18 protein-coding genes and 1 tRNA gene are annotated in these 16,774 nt (G+C 66.0%); 10 read left to right on the forward strand and 9 right to left on the reverse strand.

Annotated elements, in window-relative coordinates:
• Positions 1 to 209: 209 nt before the first annotated feature.
• Positions 210 to 1,085, forward strand: coding sequence for a hypothetical protein (locus tag ABIB42_RS19725; RefSeq protein ID WP_429248867.1), 876 nt, complete (start codon positions 210 to 212; stop codon positions 1,083 to 1,085).
• Positions 1,082 to 1,654: a hypothetical protein gene (locus tag ABIB42_RS19730; RefSeq protein WP_184237932.1), complete on the forward strand. Its 573-nt coding sequence runs from the start codon at positions 1,082 to 1,084 to the stop codon at positions 1,652 to 1,654. The genes ABIB42_RS19725 and ABIB42_RS19730 overlap by 4 nt, the downstream gene beginning before the upstream one ends.
• A gap of 19 nt (positions 1,655 to 1,673) precedes the next feature.
• Here the strand turns inward: ABIB42_RS19730 and ABIB42_RS19735 are convergent, their stop codons facing one another.
• The 7 genes from ABIB42_RS19735 to ABIB42_RS19765 form a co-directional block, all read right to left on the reverse strand.
• Positions 1,674 to 2,987, reverse strand: coding sequence for a TerD family protein (locus ABIB42_RS19735; protein ID WP_429248868.1), 1,314 nt, complete (start codon positions 2,985 to 2,987; stop codon positions 1,674 to 1,676).
• The gene (locus ABIB42_RS19740) at positions 2,984 to 3,898 is read right to left on the reverse strand and encodes an HpcH/HpaI aldolase/citrate lyase family protein (protein ID WP_005663488.1); all 915 of its coding nucleotides are present in this window, start codon (positions 3,896 to 3,898) and stop codon (positions 2,984 to 2,986) included. The genes ABIB42_RS19735 and ABIB42_RS19740 overlap by 4 nt, the downstream gene beginning before the upstream one ends.
• Positions 3,891 to 4,988: a cysteine protease StiP family protein gene (locus ABIB42_RS19745; protein WP_005663486.1), complete on the reverse strand. Its 1,098-nt coding sequence runs from the start codon at positions 4,986 to 4,988 to the stop codon at positions 3,891 to 3,893. Before ABIB42_RS19745 ends, ABIB42_RS19740 begins: the two co-directional genes overlap by 8 nt.
• Positions 4,985 to 5,749: a hypothetical protein gene (locus ABIB42_RS19750; RefSeq protein WP_429248869.1), complete on the reverse strand. Its 765-nt coding sequence runs from the start codon at positions 5,747 to 5,749 to the stop codon at positions 4,985 to 4,987. The genes ABIB42_RS19745 and ABIB42_RS19750 overlap by 4 nt, the downstream gene beginning before the upstream one ends.
• Positions 5,727 to 6,914 carry a phosphoribosyltransferase domain-containing protein gene (locus ABIB42_RS19755; RefSeq protein WP_005663482.1) on the reverse strand — a complete coding sequence of 396 codons (1,188 nt, stop codon included), beginning with the start codon at positions 6,912 to 6,914 and terminating at the stop codon, positions 5,727 to 5,729. Before ABIB42_RS19755 ends, ABIB42_RS19750 begins: the two co-directional genes overlap by 23 nt.
• The gene (locus ABIB42_RS19760) at positions 6,911 to 7,930 is read right to left on the reverse strand and encodes an ATP-grasp domain-containing protein (protein ID WP_005663480.1); all 1,020 of its coding nucleotides are present in this window, start codon (positions 7,928 to 7,930) and stop codon (positions 6,911 to 6,913) included. Before ABIB42_RS19760 ends, ABIB42_RS19755 begins: the two co-directional genes overlap by 4 nt.
• A gap of 93 nt (positions 7,931 to 8,023) precedes the next feature.
• Positions 8,024 to 8,599, reverse strand: coding sequence for a TerD family protein (locus tag ABIB42_RS19765; RefSeq protein ID WP_219862185.1), 576 nt, complete (start codon positions 8,597 to 8,599; stop codon positions 8,024 to 8,026).
• 751 nt (positions 8,600 to 9,350) lie between these two features.
• On the opposite strand from ABIB42_RS19765, the gene ABIB42_RS19770 reads away from it, so the two are divergent.
• Positions 9,351 to 9,500, forward strand: a complete 150-nt coding sequence (locus ABIB42_RS19770) for a hypothetical protein (RefSeq protein WP_429248870.1) — start codon at positions 9,351 to 9,353, stop codon at positions 9,498 to 9,500.
• A 6-nt stretch (positions 9,501 to 9,506) separates the two neighbouring features.
• Here the strand turns inward: ABIB42_RS19770 and ABIB42_RS19775 are convergent, their stop codons facing one another.
• Together ABIB42_RS19775 and ggpS are read right to left on the reverse strand one after the other, a co-directional pair.
• Entirely contained in the window at positions 9,507 to 10,619 is a 1,113-nt protein-coding gene (locus ABIB42_RS19775) for a mechanosensitive ion channel family protein (protein WP_429248871.1), read from the reverse strand.
• 36 nt (positions 10,620 to 10,655) lie between these two features.
• Positions 10,656 to 12,974, reverse strand: a complete 2,319-nt coding sequence (ggpS, locus tag ABIB42_RS19780) for a glucosylglycerol-phosphate synthase (RefSeq protein ID WP_429248872.1) — start codon at positions 12,972 to 12,974, stop codon at positions 10,656 to 10,658.
• A gap of 405 nt (positions 12,975 to 13,379) precedes the next feature.
• Here ggpS and ABIB42_RS19785 point away from each other — a divergent pair.
• The 7 genes from ABIB42_RS19785 to rplV all read left to right on the forward strand — a co-directional run bounded on the left by ABIB42_RS19785 (position 13,380) and on the right by rplV (position 16,765).
• Positions 13,380 to 13,456 (forward strand) — tRNA-Val (locus ABIB42_RS19785).
• A 274-nt stretch (positions 13,457 to 13,730) separates the two neighbouring features.
• A complete protein-coding gene (rplC, locus tag ABIB42_RS19790; protein WP_005663469.1) occupies positions 13,731 to 14,387 on the forward strand; it encodes a 50S ribosomal protein L3 in 657 nt (218 codons plus the stop codon).
• Between the two features lie 2 nt (positions 14,388 to 14,389).
• Positions 14,390 to 15,010 (forward strand): 50S ribosomal protein L4, encoded by a 621-nt coding sequence (gene rplD, locus ABIB42_RS19795; protein WP_005663467.1) that lies wholly within the window; start codon positions 14,390 to 14,392, stop codon positions 15,008 to 15,010.
• Positions 15,007 to 15,324 carry a 50S ribosomal protein L23 gene (gene rplW, locus ABIB42_RS19800; RefSeq protein WP_005663466.1) on the forward strand — a complete coding sequence of 106 codons (318 nt, stop codon included), beginning with the start codon at positions 15,007 to 15,009 and terminating at the stop codon, positions 15,322 to 15,324. Before rplD ends, rplW begins: the two co-directional genes overlap by 4 nt.
• The gene (rplB, locus tag ABIB42_RS19805; RefSeq protein ID WP_005663464.1) at positions 15,324 to 16,151 is read left to right on the forward strand and encodes a 50S ribosomal protein L2; all 828 of its coding nucleotides are present in this window, start codon (positions 15,324 to 15,326) and stop codon (positions 16,149 to 16,151) included. The genes rplW and rplB overlap by 1 nt, the downstream gene beginning before the upstream one ends.
• 9 nt (positions 16,152 to 16,160) lie before the next feature.
• The gene (gene rpsS / locus ABIB42_RS19810; protein WP_005663463.1) at positions 16,161 to 16,436 is read left to right on the forward strand and encodes a 30S ribosomal protein S19; all 276 of its coding nucleotides are present in this window, start codon (positions 16,161 to 16,163) and stop codon (positions 16,434 to 16,436) included.
• A complete protein-coding gene (rplV, locus tag ABIB42_RS19815) occupies positions 16,433 to 16,765 on the forward strand; it encodes a 50S ribosomal protein L22 (protein ID WP_174348348.1) in 333 nt (110 codons plus the stop codon). Before rpsS ends, rplV begins: the two co-directional genes overlap by 4 nt.
• Positions 16,766 to 16,774 lie beyond the last annotated feature (9 nt).

Genomic DNA, 16,774 nt, shown 5'->3' on the forward strand with positions numbered 1-16,774 from the left:
TTGAGCTTCTTAGTGGTCATCACTTCGGTCATGGAACAGTCCTTTCGGGATTATTTCATGACCCCGGTTCCACACAGAAATTCTGACAGGCTCGCATGATCTTCTATGTGGCGATCGCCAGCCGTTGTTCATATTCCTTCCGCATGCTGTAATCGAATGGTTCATCCTCCTATCGTCGATCCATGCAGCCGCCCTCACTTGTTTCCTCCTTGCGCACCACATCCTGGCGCGATCTAGCCGGTTGGGGTCTCGCCGCCTTATTCCTGGTCTCCATCGCCAGGACGCTCGCTCCTGATGCCGCCAAGCCCTTCTTGCGCAGTCTCGGCCTGTCCTTGCCCCTGTTGCTGCTGATGGCGAAAGACATCGCCCACGCGCCGGACGCCTGGCAGCGCCTGCGCAGCGCGCATGCGGCCCGGGCCCCATGGCATGCGCGCGTGGCGGCGCTGCTACCGCCCGAACTGGTGGGGATGCTCCGGCTCGACCGCCTGCTGTGGATCGGCTGCTTCAGGCGCCTGCGGCGGCAAACCGCTGCGTGCACGCTGCCGGACGGCGTCGCGCTGACCTATCTGGAACGCGGCGCCTACGGCACCGCCACCGCCGTCGTCTTCGTCAGCCTGTTGCTCGAGCTGCCGGTGCACGTCCTGCTGCTGAACCTGTTCGTCGAGGATGCCGGCAAGCTGGCCCTGCTGCACGTCCTCGGCGCCGTGGCGGTGCTGTACACGCTGGCCTGGGTGCTCGGCGACCGCTGGCATATCGGGGCAGGGCGCCACGTCATGACGGACGATACGCTGCACCTGAGCGTAGGAGCCCGGGTCGAAGGCCTGCTGCCGTTGGCGGCAATCGCGCGCCTGGAGACGGTCGATGCGCCGCTGCCGATCTGGCGCCGGCGCCATGGGGTGGCGAGCCGGGACACGCTGCTGGTCACGCCGTTCGACAAGCCGAACTGCGTGCTGGTGCTCGCCGACGACGCGCGCATCGATATCCTGCACTGGCAAGCGAGGAAGCGCCTGCCGCGTTACGTGTTCCTGTATCTCGACCGCCCCGAACTGCTGGCGGCGCGGCTTCGCCGGCGGGACGACGCTTGACGCGGGGCGTCTCCGGCGCGCTGGTCGCGCTGGCGCATCTCCTGTTCGTGCTTGCGCTGCTGCGCTTCGCGGAAACGCCCGATGCGCGCTACGCGGAGGCGCCCGTCGACTACGTTGCGGTCGTCTTCATTCCGGCGCCGCGGCCGCCGGCGCCGGCAGCGGCGCTCGCGCCGCCTCCGGTCACGGCGGCGCCGGTGCGCCGGCCGAATCGGATGAGGGCGCCGGTCGTGGAAATGCCAACGCCACCGGCGCCGCCCGCCGCGGCGCCCGAGACGCCGCCGTCGACGGACAGTCAGCAGACGCTGGCGCCGGCCAGGACCATCGATATGGAATCCTTGCGCGCCGCGGCGCGGCAAGTGGAAAGCGCGCGGGCGCCGACCGCGCTGGAAAGCCTGCGCGAATCCGAACAGATGCGCGCCAGCGACGACAGCGACCTGTCGCGCGCGGTGCGCAGGGCGAAGCGCCCCGATTGCCAGACCAAGTATGCCGAGGGCCGGACGACGGTCAACCTGCTGTTGCTGGTGCCGCTCGCCATCGAGACGATCACCGACAAGGGCTGCAAGTGGTAGCAGCCCTGCCGTAACGGGTTTACTTGCTGCCGGTCTTCCAGCGCATGCCGAAGCCGTAGTGCCGGTCCATCAGCTCGTGCGCGCTGGTCATGCCCTGCTGCTGGAAGTACTCGGCCAGCTTGGTGATCACCAGGTTGCCGCCGCGGTTCTCGATCAGCGCGATCGCGCACATGATCTGGCGGTCGCCGCCGTCGAGCTTCACTTCGACCGGCGCCTGGCCCGGCGCCGTCACCGTCACCACGCCATTGGTCACGCCCCAGTTGGCCGCGCCTTCGTAGATGAAGGAAAAGATCACCGCGCGCTTGATCTTGTCGAAGCGTTCGCCGTTGATGAACAGGTTCTCGCCATTGGCGGCGGCGCCGGTGCGGTCGTCGGCATCGAGCTGGATGAAAGGTTCGCGCTCATAGTCGCCGAAGGTGTTGCCCAGCGCCTGCACCAGGCCGCGGCGGCCGTCGGCCAGCTCGTACATGCAGCCGAGATCGAGGTCGATGCCGCTGCGGCCCTTGCGCGCCGCGCCGGCCTTGTTGGCCATCTCGCCGGCCTTGTTCGCGAGGTCGCCCGCCATGCTGGTGAGGCGGTCGAGGAAGCCGCCGCCGCGCGCGGCCGAAGAGGGAGGCGGCGGCGAGGCCGGCGGCGGCGCGATGGCGGCCTGGTTCCAGTTCAGGTTGACGTGGATGCGGCCGTAGCCGCCGCCGGGTCGCTTGTCGAGCGAAACCTTGTCGCCGCGCTTGTCGAGCGTGACCTTGGACAGCGAGACCGCCGGCTTGGGCGCAGGAGCAGGAGCAGGAGCAGGAGCAGGCGCGGGTGCGGCCGGCGCCGGCGTACCCGCCTCGGCGCCGCCGAAGTGCTTCAGCAGCGCCGACAGGCCGCCATTGAAGCCCTGGCCGACGGCGCCGAAGCGCCACAGGCCGTCACGTCGATAGAGTTCGGCCACGATCAGGGCCTTCTCGTCGCCGAAGTCGGCGCCCGACCATGGGAAGCGCACGGCGCTGCCCAGCGACAGTGAGCTGGCTCCCAGCGTGCGCATGGTGGCTGCGCCGTCGATCGCCGCCACGAACACGAGTTTCGTGATTGAGCTGGGCAACAGGTCGAGGTTCAGCGCGAAGCGCGCGCGAGCGCCGCTCAGGTCCAGGCGCACCGCGCCTTCGGGGCTGGCCAGCTGGTTGTAGAACACCATGTAGCGGTCGTCCGACAGCTTGTCGTTGGCGTCCAGGCCAAAGCAGGATACGTCGACCGAGGCGCCGTTGGCGGCGATCTCGACGTCGACATCGAAGATGTGGCCGGCGCCGAGGTCGGCCAGCTTGCCCTTCTGTCCGCGTCCAAATGTAGTCATGAGGGTTCTCCTTCCAGGAATGGTTTGTGGCCCAGTTCGGCGCGCGAGCCGAACAGGCGCGATTGTTCGAGGGTGCGCTCGGCCCAGGCGCGGTGGGTGGCGACTTCCTGCATCGCGTCGTCCATGCGGAACACCGCCGGGCTCGAGGCGTCGAGGATGGCGCGCGCCACCGCCAGGTCTTGCGGCGTCACCTTGAAGTGCTGCTCGATCGCCGCGATCTGGGTAGGATGGATCGCGGTCTTGCCGACCATGCCGTGGGCCAGGTCTTCGATCACTTCCTGGTCCAGCAGTTCGGGCAGGTCGAGGTATTCGAACACCGGCGCGGTCAGCATGAAGCCGTAGGGCCGGAAGGTCGTCACCAGGCGCGAGATCACCGGCCCGAGCGGCGTGCGGTACAAGGTCATGCCGCGCGGGCGGCGCAGGCCGAGCAGGGCCAGCAGGTCGTTGCCGCCGATGCGCAGCGCCAGGATGCGGTGGCGCACGCCCGGCGCCTCCAGGGCGGCGCGCAGGCCCTGCATTTCGCCGTCGTCGAAGGCCTCGGCCGTCTCCAGGGTCGGCATCAACACGTGTCCGGTGTGGCGCACCAGCTTGAAATAGCTGTCGAAGTTGTGGCGCGTGATCTTGGGCAGCACGAAGCCGGTCAGCTTCTCGGCGCCGGGCATGGCCAGCACGCGCGCCAGCACTTCGGGATTGCGCACCCGCACGAAGCGGTCGGCCGCCACGTCCAGGCGCATGTTCGCCAGCACCACCGACAGGTTGAACAGCGACCAGCTGAGTTCCCGGTCGGCGATCGAATCCTCGGTGCAGAAGATCAGCGAGCGCGCGTGCGGCAGGCGCTCGCCATTGGCGATCGCGGTCAGGTTCTTGTGATTGGCCGGCACGTACAGCGACGCGCCCAGTGATTTAGCCATCCGATGCACTCCTGATCAGGGATACTGCGTGATAGGGCAGGTGCGGGTCGATCTCGACCGGCACCCGTTTTTCTTCGGCCAGCACGGCCAGGTGCGCCACTTCGGCGGCGCCAGGGTCGCGCAGCACGACCAGGCGCGGCACGCGGCGCAGCAGCACGCGCGTGGCTTCGCCAATGCCGGGCTTGACCAGGTTGACGTCGGCAATGCCGTAGCGCCGCATCGCGGCGCCGATGTAGTCCTGCGAGCGCGCGCGCGCGGCCGCGGCGTCGATCGCTTCCGCGCGCGGCAGCGTGTCGGCTTGCGCCAGCGCCAGCGCCAGCAGCTCGTCGGCGAACGCCTGCGAGCGGTCCACCGCCGCGAACTGTTCGTAGAACACGCAGCCGTGGAAGTCGTCGGCGCGCATGTCCTCGCTCATCACCGTGCGGCTCACCAGGCCCGACACCGTGGCGTTCAGGATGCTCGACGGGATCAGGTAGTCGTCGCACGAGGCGGCGCAGGCGCTAGCGCCGGCCAGGTCGGACAGCACGTGCAGGCCGGCGTCGATATGGGTGCCGTGGCGCACGTTGAACACCTCGATCGAGCCGGCCAGTTCGCGCGCGATCACGCCCTTGCCGGTCCAGCCGTCGAGGAAGACGATGGAATCGGGCTGGTGCCCATGCGCCAGGATGTGGCGCAGGGCGGCGGCGTCGATGCCGCGGTCGCGCACGATCGACACCGAGTAGTGCACGGCGTCGCGTCCGAACAGCTCGCGCAGCAGGCGGGCGACGACCACCCCGACCGGGGTGCCGGCGCGCGCCAGCGACACCAGCGCCAGCCGGTGCAGCGGGCGCGCGGCGATCAGGCGGGCCAGGCGCAGGCAGTCGCGCGCCATGCGCGCGTTGTTGGCGCGGCAGGCCTCGTCGAACAGCGCCATGTAGCGCGCCGACGGCGCCGACTCGGGCGACAGCATCTGGCTGTAGTGGCGCCGGCCGCTCTGGATCAGCGCTTCCTTCTCGGCGACGTCGACGAAGCCCTCCTGCGGCAGGCGGCGCAGCAGGAAGCTGACCTCGCCCTTGCGGTAGCTGCCGGAGAAGTCTTCCCAGTCGCTCACAGCGCCCCCACGGTGATGCCGGCGAGCTGGGTGCCGCGCGGGATGATGGCGTAGTCGCAGGCGGCCATGAAGCGCGCGTCCGAGCGGCTGTCGCCCATGCCGAAGGTGACGATCTCGCCGAATTCGCGCTTCAGGCGTTGGGTGATGTGGGCCACCGCGTTGGCCTTGTCGAGCGCCTTGGGCAGGATGGCCAGGTTGTTGCCGTTGCGGTGGATGAAGTAATCGCGGTCGCCGTCGGCGATCCAGGGGCGCACCACGTCTTCCTCGAGCGGCGCCAGGCGTTCGGCCCGTTTGTCCGGATCCTTCACCACCAGGAAGAACGGGGTGGCGAAATCCTCGATCATGCGCGCGCGGCCGCCATAGCCGCTGCGCTTCCCATGGTCGTCGATGTGGGCGGCCAGCTCTTGCAGGCCGGGCAGCGCGGCATGCATCGCCGTGCGCATGCCGTCCAGCCAGGGCTGGTCGAGCGCGCCGCCCGGCTCGAGCACCACGCCGCCATAATTGATGACGGCGTAGCTGTCGAACGGCAGCGACACCCGGCGCAGGCCGTCGAGGTCGCGCGCGGTGGTCGGGATCATCGTCATCCCGTCCTGCAGCAGCGCCAGGAACGAGCGCTGCGAAGGCGTGGTATAGGAACAGATGCTGCCGTCCTTGTAATAGGCGGCCGGCTCCAGGGCGCCCGGGGTGTCCCGGTGCGCGCCGCATTTGCCGAAGGTCTGGAACAGCGTGTCGTCCAGGTCAGCGAACAGGAACTTCTTCAACGTGGTCCTCGGACTGGAAGTGGAATAGCCGCGCGTTCAGCTGGCCGGCCAGCTGGAACAGCGCGGGGCCGGGCGCGGTCTCGTGACAGACCAGCACGTGCTCGTACTGGCCGGGCGCGACGTTGTACAGGTAATTCGCGATGCCCTCGCCGTAGTTGTCGGGGAAGGTCAAGGCATGGCTCACCGCGCCCCAGGTGAGGATCGGCGAACGCGTGGTCGACTGCACCACCACGTCGACGCCATGGCGCTGCAGGGCGGCGCCGAACAGGGTCGAGACGTGCATGAATTCGCCGGTGCCCAGCACCAGCACCCGGCTGCCGGGCGCGAACTCGCCGGCCAGGCGCGCCGCCAGTCGCTCCGGCGCCCGCAATGCCCGCGCCGTGCCGAGGCGGCCGAAGGCGGGGCTGGCGCCGCGGTCGGCGTCTTCCGCATAGCGCTGCGCCACGCCGCGGTCGGGCGGCAGCGCTCCCTGCGCGAAGCTGAATTCGCCCTCGACCAGCGCGCCGCTCGTCACCGGCATGCCGAAGCGGGCGTCCAGCGCGTCGGTCGCGGCGCGGCCCATGAAATTGGTGATGGTGGCCAGGTGCACCCGCTCCAGGCCCGGATTCAGGCGGCGGCAGGCGGCGGCCAGGTTGACGAAGGTATTGCCGGTGCTGGCTTCGTCGTCGACCAGCACCAGGGTGCGTGCGGCCAGCAGCAGAGCGTGCAGCTCGGGCTCGACCGGCGCGTGCAGGAACTGGCGCGGCGCGTGACTGTGCGCTTCCTCGAATTCGATCAGCGGGCCATCGCCGACCCGGTAGCGGGTGGTGTGCAGGAACAGCGCCTGTTGGCCCGGATGGGCGCGCAGCCAGGCTTCGAACACGCCCTGGCCCAGGCCGATCGCGGTCTCCGCCATGGCGATGAACACCACCGGGCCCTGGACCGCGCCTTTGAGCTGCGGCACGGTCGCGGCCAGGCGCTCGTGCACCGTCAGCATGTCGATCGGTTGTGCCGGCCAGTGCTTGCCCAGCACCTTGCTGAGGAACAGGAAGCCGCGCTTGGCGTTGGCGCGCGCGGCAAAGCCGAGCAGGGCGTCGAGTTCGGACGCGCCGCTGTCGATGCGCAGGTCGAGGACACCGGTCGGCAGTTCGATGCGCTGGATGGGGAATGGGTGCGGCGCGTTCATGCCAGCTCCGTCGCGACGCTGACTTCGGCCACCCGCATGCCGTGGCGCGGCGCGGGAATCTCGAGGCCATCGTAGCCCTCGGCGAAGCCGCGCAGCGCGATATAGGGCAGGTTGGGGCCGGCCAGGCAGGCCATGCCGATCCCGCCCGACATGCGCGGATTGATCTCCAGCAGGCGCGGGCGGCCGCCGCCCTCGCGGAACTGGACGTTGAACACGCCATTGAGCTGGTAGTCGGCGGCCAGGCGCGTCGTCGCATCCAGGATGTCCTGGCGCATGTCGATCAGCTGGCCGCTGCCGGCTTGCGGCAGCTTGCGGCGTACCACGCCCGTGACCAGGCGCCCATGGTCGCCCACGCAGTCGACGCTGTATTCGGGGCCGTCCAGGAATTCCATCAGCAGCATGGTGTTGAAAGTCTCCAGCTCTCCCAGCCCGCGGCGCAGGTCCTGGTAGCCGATGTGGTACTCCACGCCTTTGATCAGCAGCGCGGCGCTGCTGCGCTCTTCGTCGACGATGGCGAAGCCCAGGCCATAGATGCCGTGCGCCGGCTTGACGCACAGCTTCGCATGGTGGGGGCGCAACTCGGCATAGGCGGCGTCGAACTGCTCCAGGGTCGCGAAGGGGCGGAACGCCGCCACCGGCGCGTCCGGCAGCACCGTCGCGGCATAGAAATCGGCCTTGTCGTGGATGCGTTTCAGCTGCGCCGGCGGGGCGGCGCTGAGCACGCGGGTCTTGATGTCGGCGAAGCGCGCATGCTCGGCCGCCAGCAGGGTGGCTTCGCGGCCCGGCACGAAGATGTCGATCCTGTGGTCGCGGCAGAAGGCGAGGCACCAGTCGACATAGGCGTCGCCTTTCAGGCCGGTCGGCTCGACGTGGAATTCATGGGCCAGGCGCGCGGCCGGCGCATGGCGGTTGGCGTTGCTGTGGATGATGGTGAAACGGCCTTCGGTATCGGCCTCGCGGATCAGCTTGATCGCCGCATTCACGGACGAAAACGTCCTGTTGTACCAGACGCGCATGTGGACTCTCTTGATGGATGATCGGCCACTGGCGTGGCGTTGCGGGCCCGCGCCAGGCGGCGCGGGCCATCAGGGAAGCTCCCTGTGAAACTCTCAGACGTTGACGCCGAACGAGCGTGCCAGCGGACCGAGGCCGCCCTTGAAGCCCTGGCCGACGGCGCGGAACTTCCATTCGCTGCCGGCGCGGTACAGTTCGCCGAAGATCATCGCGGTTTCGGTCGAGCTGTCCTCGGACAGGTCGTAGCGTGCGATCTCGGCTTCGCCGGCGGCGTTCAGGCAGCGGATATAGGCCTTGCCCACCTGGCCGAAGTTCTGGCGGCGCGCGTCGGCGTCGTGGATGGTGACGCAGAACGAGACCTTGTCGATGTCGGCCGGCACGCGCGCCAGGTCGACGGTCAGCTTCTCGTCGTCGCCGTCGCCCTGGCCGGTGGTGTTGTCGCCAGTGTGGACCACCGAGCCGTCGCTCGATTTCAGGTTGTTGTAGAAGATGAAGTCGGTGTCGCCGCGTACCTTGGCGTCGGTCTTCAGCAGGAAAGCGCTGCCGTCCAGGTCGAAGGCGGAACCGTCGGTCGAGCGGGGATCCCAGCCCAAGCCGATGATGACCTTGGTCAGGCCCGGTGCTTCCTTGCTCAGGTTGACGTTGCCGCCTTTTTGCAGACTGATTGCCATGCGAACTCCTTTTCCGTTGAGGGATGAAATAGACGACGATGCCGCCGTCGCCATCGGGGATGCATCCGCCAATATAGGCGGTAATTGATCAATTGTACATGGGGCCGGAGCGCGTGAATTTCAACATCTTTCATAGAGGGATGTACGTACTTACGCCCGCCCTGACCCCCGGAATGTCACATTTGCGGATTTGGAGAATCAGGCAAAAAGAGGCCAGTTTCCGGCAACGGAGAGCATGCCCGAACCCGATACTGGGTGCTCTTCCACCCCACCTGAAGGAGCGGAACTCTAGCCCCATCACAGGTGTCTGATCCTACGTATGCTGACAAGGAAGCACGCCATCACATGACTCATCTTTGTCGCGAAAACCAAGCGACAGAGATGCCAAAGATGTTGGATGTGCATGGCATGCGGTCAGTAACGAGGTGTTTCATTTGAAGCACGGCCCGCCACCATCGCTCTTGCAGCGAGAACGGCGCTACCCGTGGCGAGTCTGGCGGTGACGTCAGACACTGCTGCCGAACTTTGTCGGCGGGAGGCGGGAAAGTCACGCCTGTCAGATACGAACACGGTCAACAAGACGGCTCGGGGCAGGAAGAGGACGCTGGGTACATGTGCTCACGTCTTTGATAGCAGGATCGGGCAAAGATTGCCGAGTTTCCGGTCACGACGGGGCGGCCGGCGGCGCGATGATGGCTTCACCGGCGCGGCAGACCTCGCCGCGAACGCGCCCTGGCTGCTGGCGTCGCGGATGCGCGAGCTGGGCGGCCGCTATGAGCGCGGCGCCGAGGATTGGGCCCCGTTCGCGATCACGGACGGCAGGCTGGTCACCGGCCAGAATCCGGCGTCCAGCGCGCTGACCGCGGACGGGGTGCTGGCGCTCCTGGGCAGGGGCGCCTGACCGGGCTTACGCGGCCCTGGCGTCGTCCCCGCCGGTCCACGCGGCCTGGTCCACCGCTTGCGCGGCCTGCGCAAGCTGCGACTGATCGCGCGCGAGCCGCACCAGCTGCACCGGCAGGGCCAGCGACACGCCGCGTTCCTCGAGTCCGGCGAGGATGCTCAGGTAGATCTCCTGCTGCACGTTCATGTAGACGGTGTAGTCGGTGTTGTCGACGTAGTACACCACCTCGTAGTTGAACACCGGCGCCGCGATGCCGGCCAGGTGGGCGCGGTCGAAGCGCACCTGCGGCTGGGCCGCGACGATCTGCTGCACCATCTCCGGCAAGCCACGCAGCAGGGTCGCCGGCGTCAGGTGCGACACCCCGAACTGGAACACGACGCGGCGCGACTCCATGCGGCGCAGGTTCTGGATGCGGCTCTTGAGCAGGTCGTTATTGGAAAACACGATCTGCTCGCCGGAGAGGCTGCGCACGCGGGTGGTCTTCAGGCCGATCTTCTCGACCGTGCCCAGCATCTTGTCGACGATGATGAAGTCGCCCACCACGAACGGTTTGTCCAGCACGATGGAGAGCGAGGCGAACAGGTCGCCCAGGATGCTCTGCACCGCCAGCGCGATGGCGATACCGCCGATCCCCAGGCTGGCCACCAGGGTGGTGATGTTCACGCCCAGGTTGTCCAGCACCATCAGGGCCACCACCGCCCACAGCGCCACCCGCACCAGGAAGGCGATGGCGGCTGAGGAGGTGATGCGGTCCGGGTCTTCGTTGCGCTGGGCGCGGGTCGCCACCAGCCAGGTGCGCAGCGCGCGGTCGCCCCAGATCGCGACCTGGATCAGCACCGCGGTGATGGTGACGCGGCCGATGAACAGCTGCGCCTTGTCCGGCAGCGCCAGGACGCTGGCGCCGGCGTAGACGCCGACGATGATCAGCACCAGCAGCTTGGTCGAGCGCAGCGCGGCGACCGCGATGTCGTCCCACTTGGCGTCGGTGCGCGCGGCAAGCGCCGCCAGGCGCCGCGCCAGGATCGATTTGACGGCGTCCAGCCCGGCCGCCACGGCCGCGACCACGACCAGCGCGACCAGCCAGTCGGCGACCGGATTCTTGAGGATGACGTATTCCATCACGGTTTCATTTCCCTTTCATTCAATGTTCAAGCTTCAGGCGGCGGAGCGCTCTTCCTGGGCGTCGTCGTGCCCGGATGACGGCAGGGCGGCCAATGCGGCCAGGAAGTCGTCGCCCCAGCGCGCCACGTCGCGGTCGCGCACGATCGCGGCCATGCGGCCGGAGCGGTAGGCCACTTCATCGGCGCCCATGGTCAGCGCGTGGTAGAGCGTCGCGCTCATCGCGTTCCTGTCATACGGGTTCACCAGCAGCGCGCCGTGCAGCTCGACGGCGGCGCCGGCGAATTCGGACAGCACCAGCGTGCCCGGACGGCCGGCGGCGTGGCGGGTGGCGACGTATTCCTTGGCCACCAGGTTCAGGCCGTCGCGCAGCGGCGTGATCCAGGCGACGTCGCAGGCGGCGTAATGGGCCACGACTTCCTCGAACGGCAGCGAGCGGTAGAAGTAGCGCACCGGCACCCAGTCCAGGGTCGAGAAGCGGCCGTTGATGCGGCCCACGGTGCGGTCCAGTTCCTCGCGCAGGCTGTCGTAGATCTCCATGCCCGACGCCGCCGGCGTGATGATGTTGATGAGCATGACCTTGCCCAGCAGCTCGGGGTGCTGTTCGAGCATGCGCTCATAGGCCTGCAGCTTCTCCAGCGAGCCCTTCACGTAGTCGAGGCGCTCGATCGAGATGATGCCGGTGCGGCCATCCAGATACTCGTCCCATTCGGCGATCTGGCGCTGGATGTCGTCGCTCCTGACCAGGTCGTCGATCAGGCCGGCGTTGGTGCCCACCGGATGGGCGCCCAGCGTGACCCGGCGTCCGCCCACTTCGAGCGCGCTGTGCATGCGGTCCACGCCCAGCGCGCAGCCAAAGGTCAGGTAGCGCGGCGCGCACGGCACCGCATCCAGCACCTCGACCGGCGCGCAGGAGCGCGCGGCATCGACGAAGTTCTCGACGTAGCGCGGGATGTGGAAGCCGACGTAGTCGCACTGCAGCAGGCTGCCGATGATGTCGTTCCTCCATGGCAGGATGTTGAACACGTCGCTGGAAGGGAAGGCGGTGTGGTGGAAGAACGCGATCGTCAGGTCCGGGCGCAGCGGGCGCAGGAAGGCCGGCACCATCCACAGGTTGTAGTCGTGGATCCAGGCGGTGGCGCCGGGCGCCGCCTCGCGCGCGGTCTGCTCGGCGAACAGGCGGTTGACTTCCAGGAAGCGCTCCCAGTGGTCCTGGCGGAATTCGGCCTTATCGGGGAAGGAGAAGATGATCGGCCAGAACGCCTCTTTCGAGAACTTCTTGTAGAACTGGTCGATGTCGTCCGCCGTCAGCGGAATCCGGGCCGCCTTGAGTTGCGGGTAGCGCTGGGCGTCGACGGCCACGTGCGGGATGAACCCGCTCGGCGTCCGGCTGGCCTGCTGCGACCAGGCGACCCACGAGCCCTTGCGCCCGCCGGCGAAAAAGCTGAGCAGGGTCGGCATGATGCCGTTCGGGCTTTTCGGGCGGCGCTGGTAGGTGACGCCGCCTTCCACCACTTCGTCATAGGGCAGGCGGTGGTAGACCATCACCAGCTCGGCCTCGCCGTAGGAGGTCGCGTCATGCGCCACGGCGTCGCCGTCCAGGCGCAGGCCGTGGCGGCCGAAGGCCTGCAGGATGCCGCCGCAGCCGGCGGCGTCGGCCACCACCACGCGCGGCATCTTGCGCACCGCCTGCACCAGCGCCGGTTCGGCGGCGCCGACCACCACGCCGCGAAAGCCCGCCTCGAACATCGACAGGTCGTTCAGGGTGTCGCCCGCCACCACGATATGGGCCGGATCGAAACCGGCGACTTCGGCCAGGCGGCGCACCGCGACGCCTTTGCCGACGCCGCGCGGCAGCACGTCCAGGTAGCGGCCGGCCGAGAACAGCAGGTCGCAGCCGAGGGCGTCGACGGCATTCCGGAGTTCAGGCGTCAGGGCCTCCTCGGTGGCGTAGAAGGAAACGCGGCGTTCCTGCGGCACCGACTGGCGCACCAGCTCCGGGAAATCGGCCAGCGCTTTCAATACCGCCTGGCTGCCCGGCCAGCGCGCCGCGATCTCGTGCGCCAGCGGTTCGACCGGGCGCAGGTCGGCGTCGACGATGGTGGCGCCGACGTCGGCGATGATGTAATGGGGGCGCGGCACCGTTGGGTCGGACAGCAGGGGAATGACGGTTTCCAGGCCGCGGCCGGTGACGAACACCAGTTTTGCTTCCGGCAGGGCGCCGGAAAACAGTTCGCGGATGCGGCGCCGCGCCTCGTGGGTGCCGGCCAGCAGCGTACCGTCGAGGTCGGTAGCCAGCACCAGGCGTGAGGGATCGAGCTGGCGCGGCCAGTGGCGTGTTTCAATGACAGTCATTCTTCATCCTTTGCAGCGATGCGTCCGCCCATGAGCCATGGGTTGGGTGGCGGACCGGGTCTGGGCCTGCGATGCTCGCCGGGGAGGCGCGCGGGCCGGAGAAAGGCGGGATGCGACAAGCGGCGCTCTCTTCTGTAGGAATGCGCGTTCGACACATCGGGAACCGCCAGGCGGAAGAGGGCGGACAGCGCCGGCATGGATGCCGGAAAATCACGTGCGCCAGGTGCGCGCGACGCGGTCGACCCTCGGAAAACATTTGTACAATAGCATTTCGGGGCGGCATCTTCAACCCGCGATTCGCCTCGCCGTCCCGGCGCGGCCGCGGACGAGGAGCACAGAAATTGACGGGCACGCGAAAAAAGCTATTGCAAAACTTTAAGCCCGGCACTTATAATTCGGCTCCCCGGGCGGTTAGTTCAGCTGGTTAGAATACTTGGTCGACATCCAAGGGGTCGCAGGTTCGAATCCTGCACCGCCCACCAGACTTCCAGATCGCAGGCTCCCAGCAATGGTCGTAGCCTGTAGAGAAAAGGCGCAGCGGTGTGTCTTTTCTGTGCCGCTCAGCTAGAGCGGATTCTTCTTTCTCCAGTTACTGCGAAAAGCGCAACAGGCCGGTCTTGACTCCGATTTTTCCTGTTGCGCCGAAGCCTTTTGCGCGCTATACTAGCCGGCTTCGGTATGGGTCTGTCTTTTTTGACCCATATTTTTTAGTAGTTCAACTACCCCCGCCCAATCGTAGGTGGGAATGGAGAAAAAATGAGCCTGGGCCTCCTCGGTCGCAAGGTTGGCATGATGCGTATCTTCACGGATGACGGCGATTCGATCCCTGTCACCGTGCTGGACGTGTCGAACAACCGTGTCGCACAAGTCAAAACCCCTGAAACTGATGGCTACACCGCAGTTCAGGTCGTCTTCGGTCAACGTCGCGCTTCCCGCGTGAACAAGGCCGCCGCCGGTCACTACGCCAAAGCTGGCGTCGAAGCCGGTACGATGCTGAAAGAATTCCGCATCGATTCCACCAAAGCCGCTGAACTCAAAGCCGGCGACACCATCGATGCTTCGATGTTCGAAGTGGGCCAGAAAATCGACGTGCAAGGCACCTCGATCGGTAAGGGCTACGCCGGTACCATCAAGCGTTACAACTTCGCTTCGGGCCGTGCTACCCACGGTAACTCGCGTTCGCACAATGTTCCTGGCTCGATCGGTATGGCCCAGGATCCAGGCCGCGTGTTCCCGGGCAAGCGCATGACCGGTCACCTGGGCGACGTTACCGTCACCACCCAGAACCTGGAAATCGCTCGCATCGACGCCGACCGCCAGCTGCTGCTGGTCAAAGGTGCCGTGCCTGGCGCGAAGAACGGCCAAGTGGTCGTCAAGCCTGCTGTCAAAACCAAAGCCAAGAAAGGAGCGTAAGCATGGAACTGAAGCTCCTGAATGAGCAAGGTCAAGCTGGCGCCAACGTTGCAGCAACCGACGAAGTGTTCGGTCGTGAATACAACGAAGCCCTGATCCACCAGATCGTCGTCGCCTACGCTGCCAACGCACGTAGCGGCAACCGCAAGCAGAAGGACCGTGAAGAAGTCCACCACACGACCAAGAAGCCATGGCGCCAGAAAGGCACCGGCCGCGCTCGTGCTGGTATGTCGTCGTCGCCACTGTGGCGCGGCGGTGGTCGCATCTTCCCGAACACCCCGGACGAGAACTTCTCGCACAAAGTTAACAAGAAGATGTTCCGTGCAGGTATCTGCTCGATCTTCTCGCAACTGGCTCGCGAAGGCCGCCTGAACGTGGTCGAGAACCTGTCGATCGAAGCTCCAAAGACCAAGCTGCTGTCGCAAAAACTGCAGACCATGGGTCTGGAATCGGTCCTGGTGATCACCGACACCATCGACGAGAACCTGGAACTGGCATCGCGCAACCTGCCGCACGTGCTGGTCGTCGAGCCGAAGCACGCTGATCCGATGTCGCTGGTGTTCTACAAAAAAGTCCTGGTCACGAAAGCTGCTCTGGCCAAGATCGAGGAGATGTACGCATGAGCGCCGCAATCAAATTCAGCGAAGAGCGCCTGATGAAGGTGCTGCTGGCTCCGATCATTTCCGAGAAGGCTACCTTCGTCGCGGAAAAGAACGAGCAGATCGTGTTCAAGGTCCTGCCTGACGCGACCAAGCCAGAAATCAAGGCTGCCGTCGAACTGCTGTTCAAGGTCGAAGTGGAATCGGTGCAAACCGTGAACCGCGAAGGCAAGCAAAAGCGTTCGGGTCGTTTCACCGGCCGTCGCAACCACACCAAGCGTGCTTTCGTGTGCCTGAAGCCAGGCCAGGAAATCAATTTTGTCGAGGAGGCTAAATAATGGCACTCGTTAAGATGAAGCCAACCTCCCCAGGCCGTCGCGGCATGGTGAAAGTTGTGACCGAAGGCCTGTACAAAGGCCGTCCGCTCGCAGCCCTGGTTGAAAAGAAATCGAAAACCGCCGGCCGTAACAACAACGGTCACATCACCACCCGTCACAAGGGCGGTGGTCACAAGCAGCACTACCGTCTGGTCGACTTCAAGCGCCAGAAGGACGGCATTCCTGCCAAGGTCGAGCGTATCGAATACGACCCGAACCGTACCGCGCACATCGCACTGCTGTGCTACGCGGACGGCGAGCGTCAGTACATCATCGCCACCAAGGGCATGGCTGTCGGCGACAGCGTCATGAACGGCTCGGAAGCGCCGATCAAGGCCGGTAACTGCCTGCCAATCCGCAACATCCCGGTCGGTACCGTGATGAACTGCGTCGAAATGCTGCCAGGTAAGGGTGCCCAGATGGCCCGTACCGCCGGCGCCGGCGTCGTGCTGATGGCCCGTGAAGGCACCTACGCCCAGGTTCGCCTGCGCTCGGGTGAAGTCCGTCGCGTGCACATCGAGTGCCGTGCAACCGTGGGTGAAGTCGGCAACGCCGAGCACAGCCTGCGCAAGATCGGTAAGGCTGGCGCGATGCGCTGGCGCGGTGTTCGTCCTACCGTCCGCGGTGTGGTCATGAACCCGATCGATCACCCGCACGGTGGTGGTGAAGGTCGTACGGCAGCTGGTCGTCATCCAGTGTCGCCATGGGGCCAGCAGACCAAGGGCAAGAAGACGCGTTCGAACAAGCGCACTTCGTCGATGATCGTCTCGCGTCGCGGCAAGAAATAAGGATAAATCATGACTCGTTCATTGAAAAAAGGGCCGTTCATTGACGCCCACCTGGTGAAAAAAGTCGAAGCCGCGCAAGCGACCAAAGACAAGAAGCCAGTCAAAACCTGGTCGCGCCGCTCGACGATCACCCCGGACTTCATCGGTCTGACGATCGCCGTCCACAACGGCAAAGTGCACGTGCCTGTGTACGTGTCGGAGAACATGGTCGGCCACAAGCTCGGCGAATTCGCGCTGACCCGTACGTTCAAGGGCCACGCCGCTGACAAGAAGGCGAAACGATAATGGAAACTAAAGCAATCCTCAAAGGCGTGCGCCTGTCGGAACAAAAAGGCCGTCTGGTCGCCGACCTGATCCGTGGCAAGAAAGTTGACGCTGCACTCAACATTCTGCAATTCAGCCCGAAAAAGGGCGCGACCATCATCAAGAAGGTTCTCGAGTCGGCGATCGCCAACGCGGAACACAACGATGGCGCGGACATCGACGAGCTGAAAGTCACCCAGATCTACGTCGAAAAGGGCCCGATCCTGAAGCGCTTCACCGCACGTGCGAAGGGCCGCGGCGATCGTATTTCGAAACAATCCTGTCACATCTACGTGACTGTCGGTAACTAAGGAGTCACA

Origin of the sequence: Massilia sp. UYP32 (assembly GCF_050434365.1) — a bacterium.
Taxonomy (GTDB): domain Bacteria; phylum Pseudomonadota; class Gammaproteobacteria; order Burkholderiales; family Burkholderiaceae_D; genus Telluria; species Telluria timonae.

Coding starts and splice junctions, on each gene's coding strand:
- ABIB42_RS19735 (WP_429248868.1), bottom strand. CDS start 2,987: ATGACTACATTTGGACGCGGACAGAAGGGCAAGCTGGCCGACCTCGGC.
- ABIB42_RS19740 (WP_005663488.1), bottom strand. CDS start 3,898: ATGGCTAAATCACTGGGCGCGTCGCTGTACGTGCCGGCCAATCACAAG.
- ABIB42_RS19755 (WP_005663482.1), bottom strand. CDS start 6,914: ATGAACGCGCCGCACCCATTCCCCATCCAGCGCATCGAACTGCCGACC.
- ABIB42_RS19760 (WP_005663480.1), bottom strand. CDS start 7,930: ATGCGCGTCTGGTACAACAGGACGTTTTCGTCCGTGAATGCGGCGATC.
- ABIB42_RS19765 (WP_219862185.1), bottom strand. CDS start 8,599: ATGGCAATCAGTCTGCAAAAAGGCGGCAACGTCAACCTGAGCAAGGAA.
- ABIB42_RS19770 (WP_429248870.1), top strand. CDS start 9,351: ATGCGCGAGCTGGGCGGCCGCTATGAGCGCGGCGCCGAGGATTGGGCC.
- ABIB42_RS19775 (WP_429248871.1), bottom strand. CDS start 10,619: ATGGAATACGTCATCCTCAAGAATCCGGTCGCCGACTGGCTGGTCGCG.
- ggpS (WP_429248872.1), bottom strand. CDS start 12,974: ATGACTGTCATTGAAACACGCCACTGGCCGCGCCAGCTCGATCCCTCA.
- rplC (WP_005663469.1), top strand. CDS start 13,731: ATGAGCCTGGGCCTCCTCGGTCGCAAGGTTGGCATGATGCGTATCTTC.
- rplD (WP_005663467.1), top strand. CDS start 14,390: ATGGAACTGAAGCTCCTGAATGAGCAAGGTCAAGCTGGCGCCAACGTT.
- rplW (WP_005663466.1), top strand. CDS start 15,007: ATGAGCGCCGCAATCAAATTCAGCGAAGAGCGCCTGATGAAGGTGCTG.
- rplB (WP_005663464.1), top strand. CDS start 15,324: ATGGCACTCGTTAAGATGAAGCCAACCTCCCCAGGCCGTCGCGGCATG.
- rpsS (WP_005663463.1), top strand. CDS start 16,161: ATGACTCGTTCATTGAAAAAAGGGCCGTTCATTGACGCCCACCTGGTG.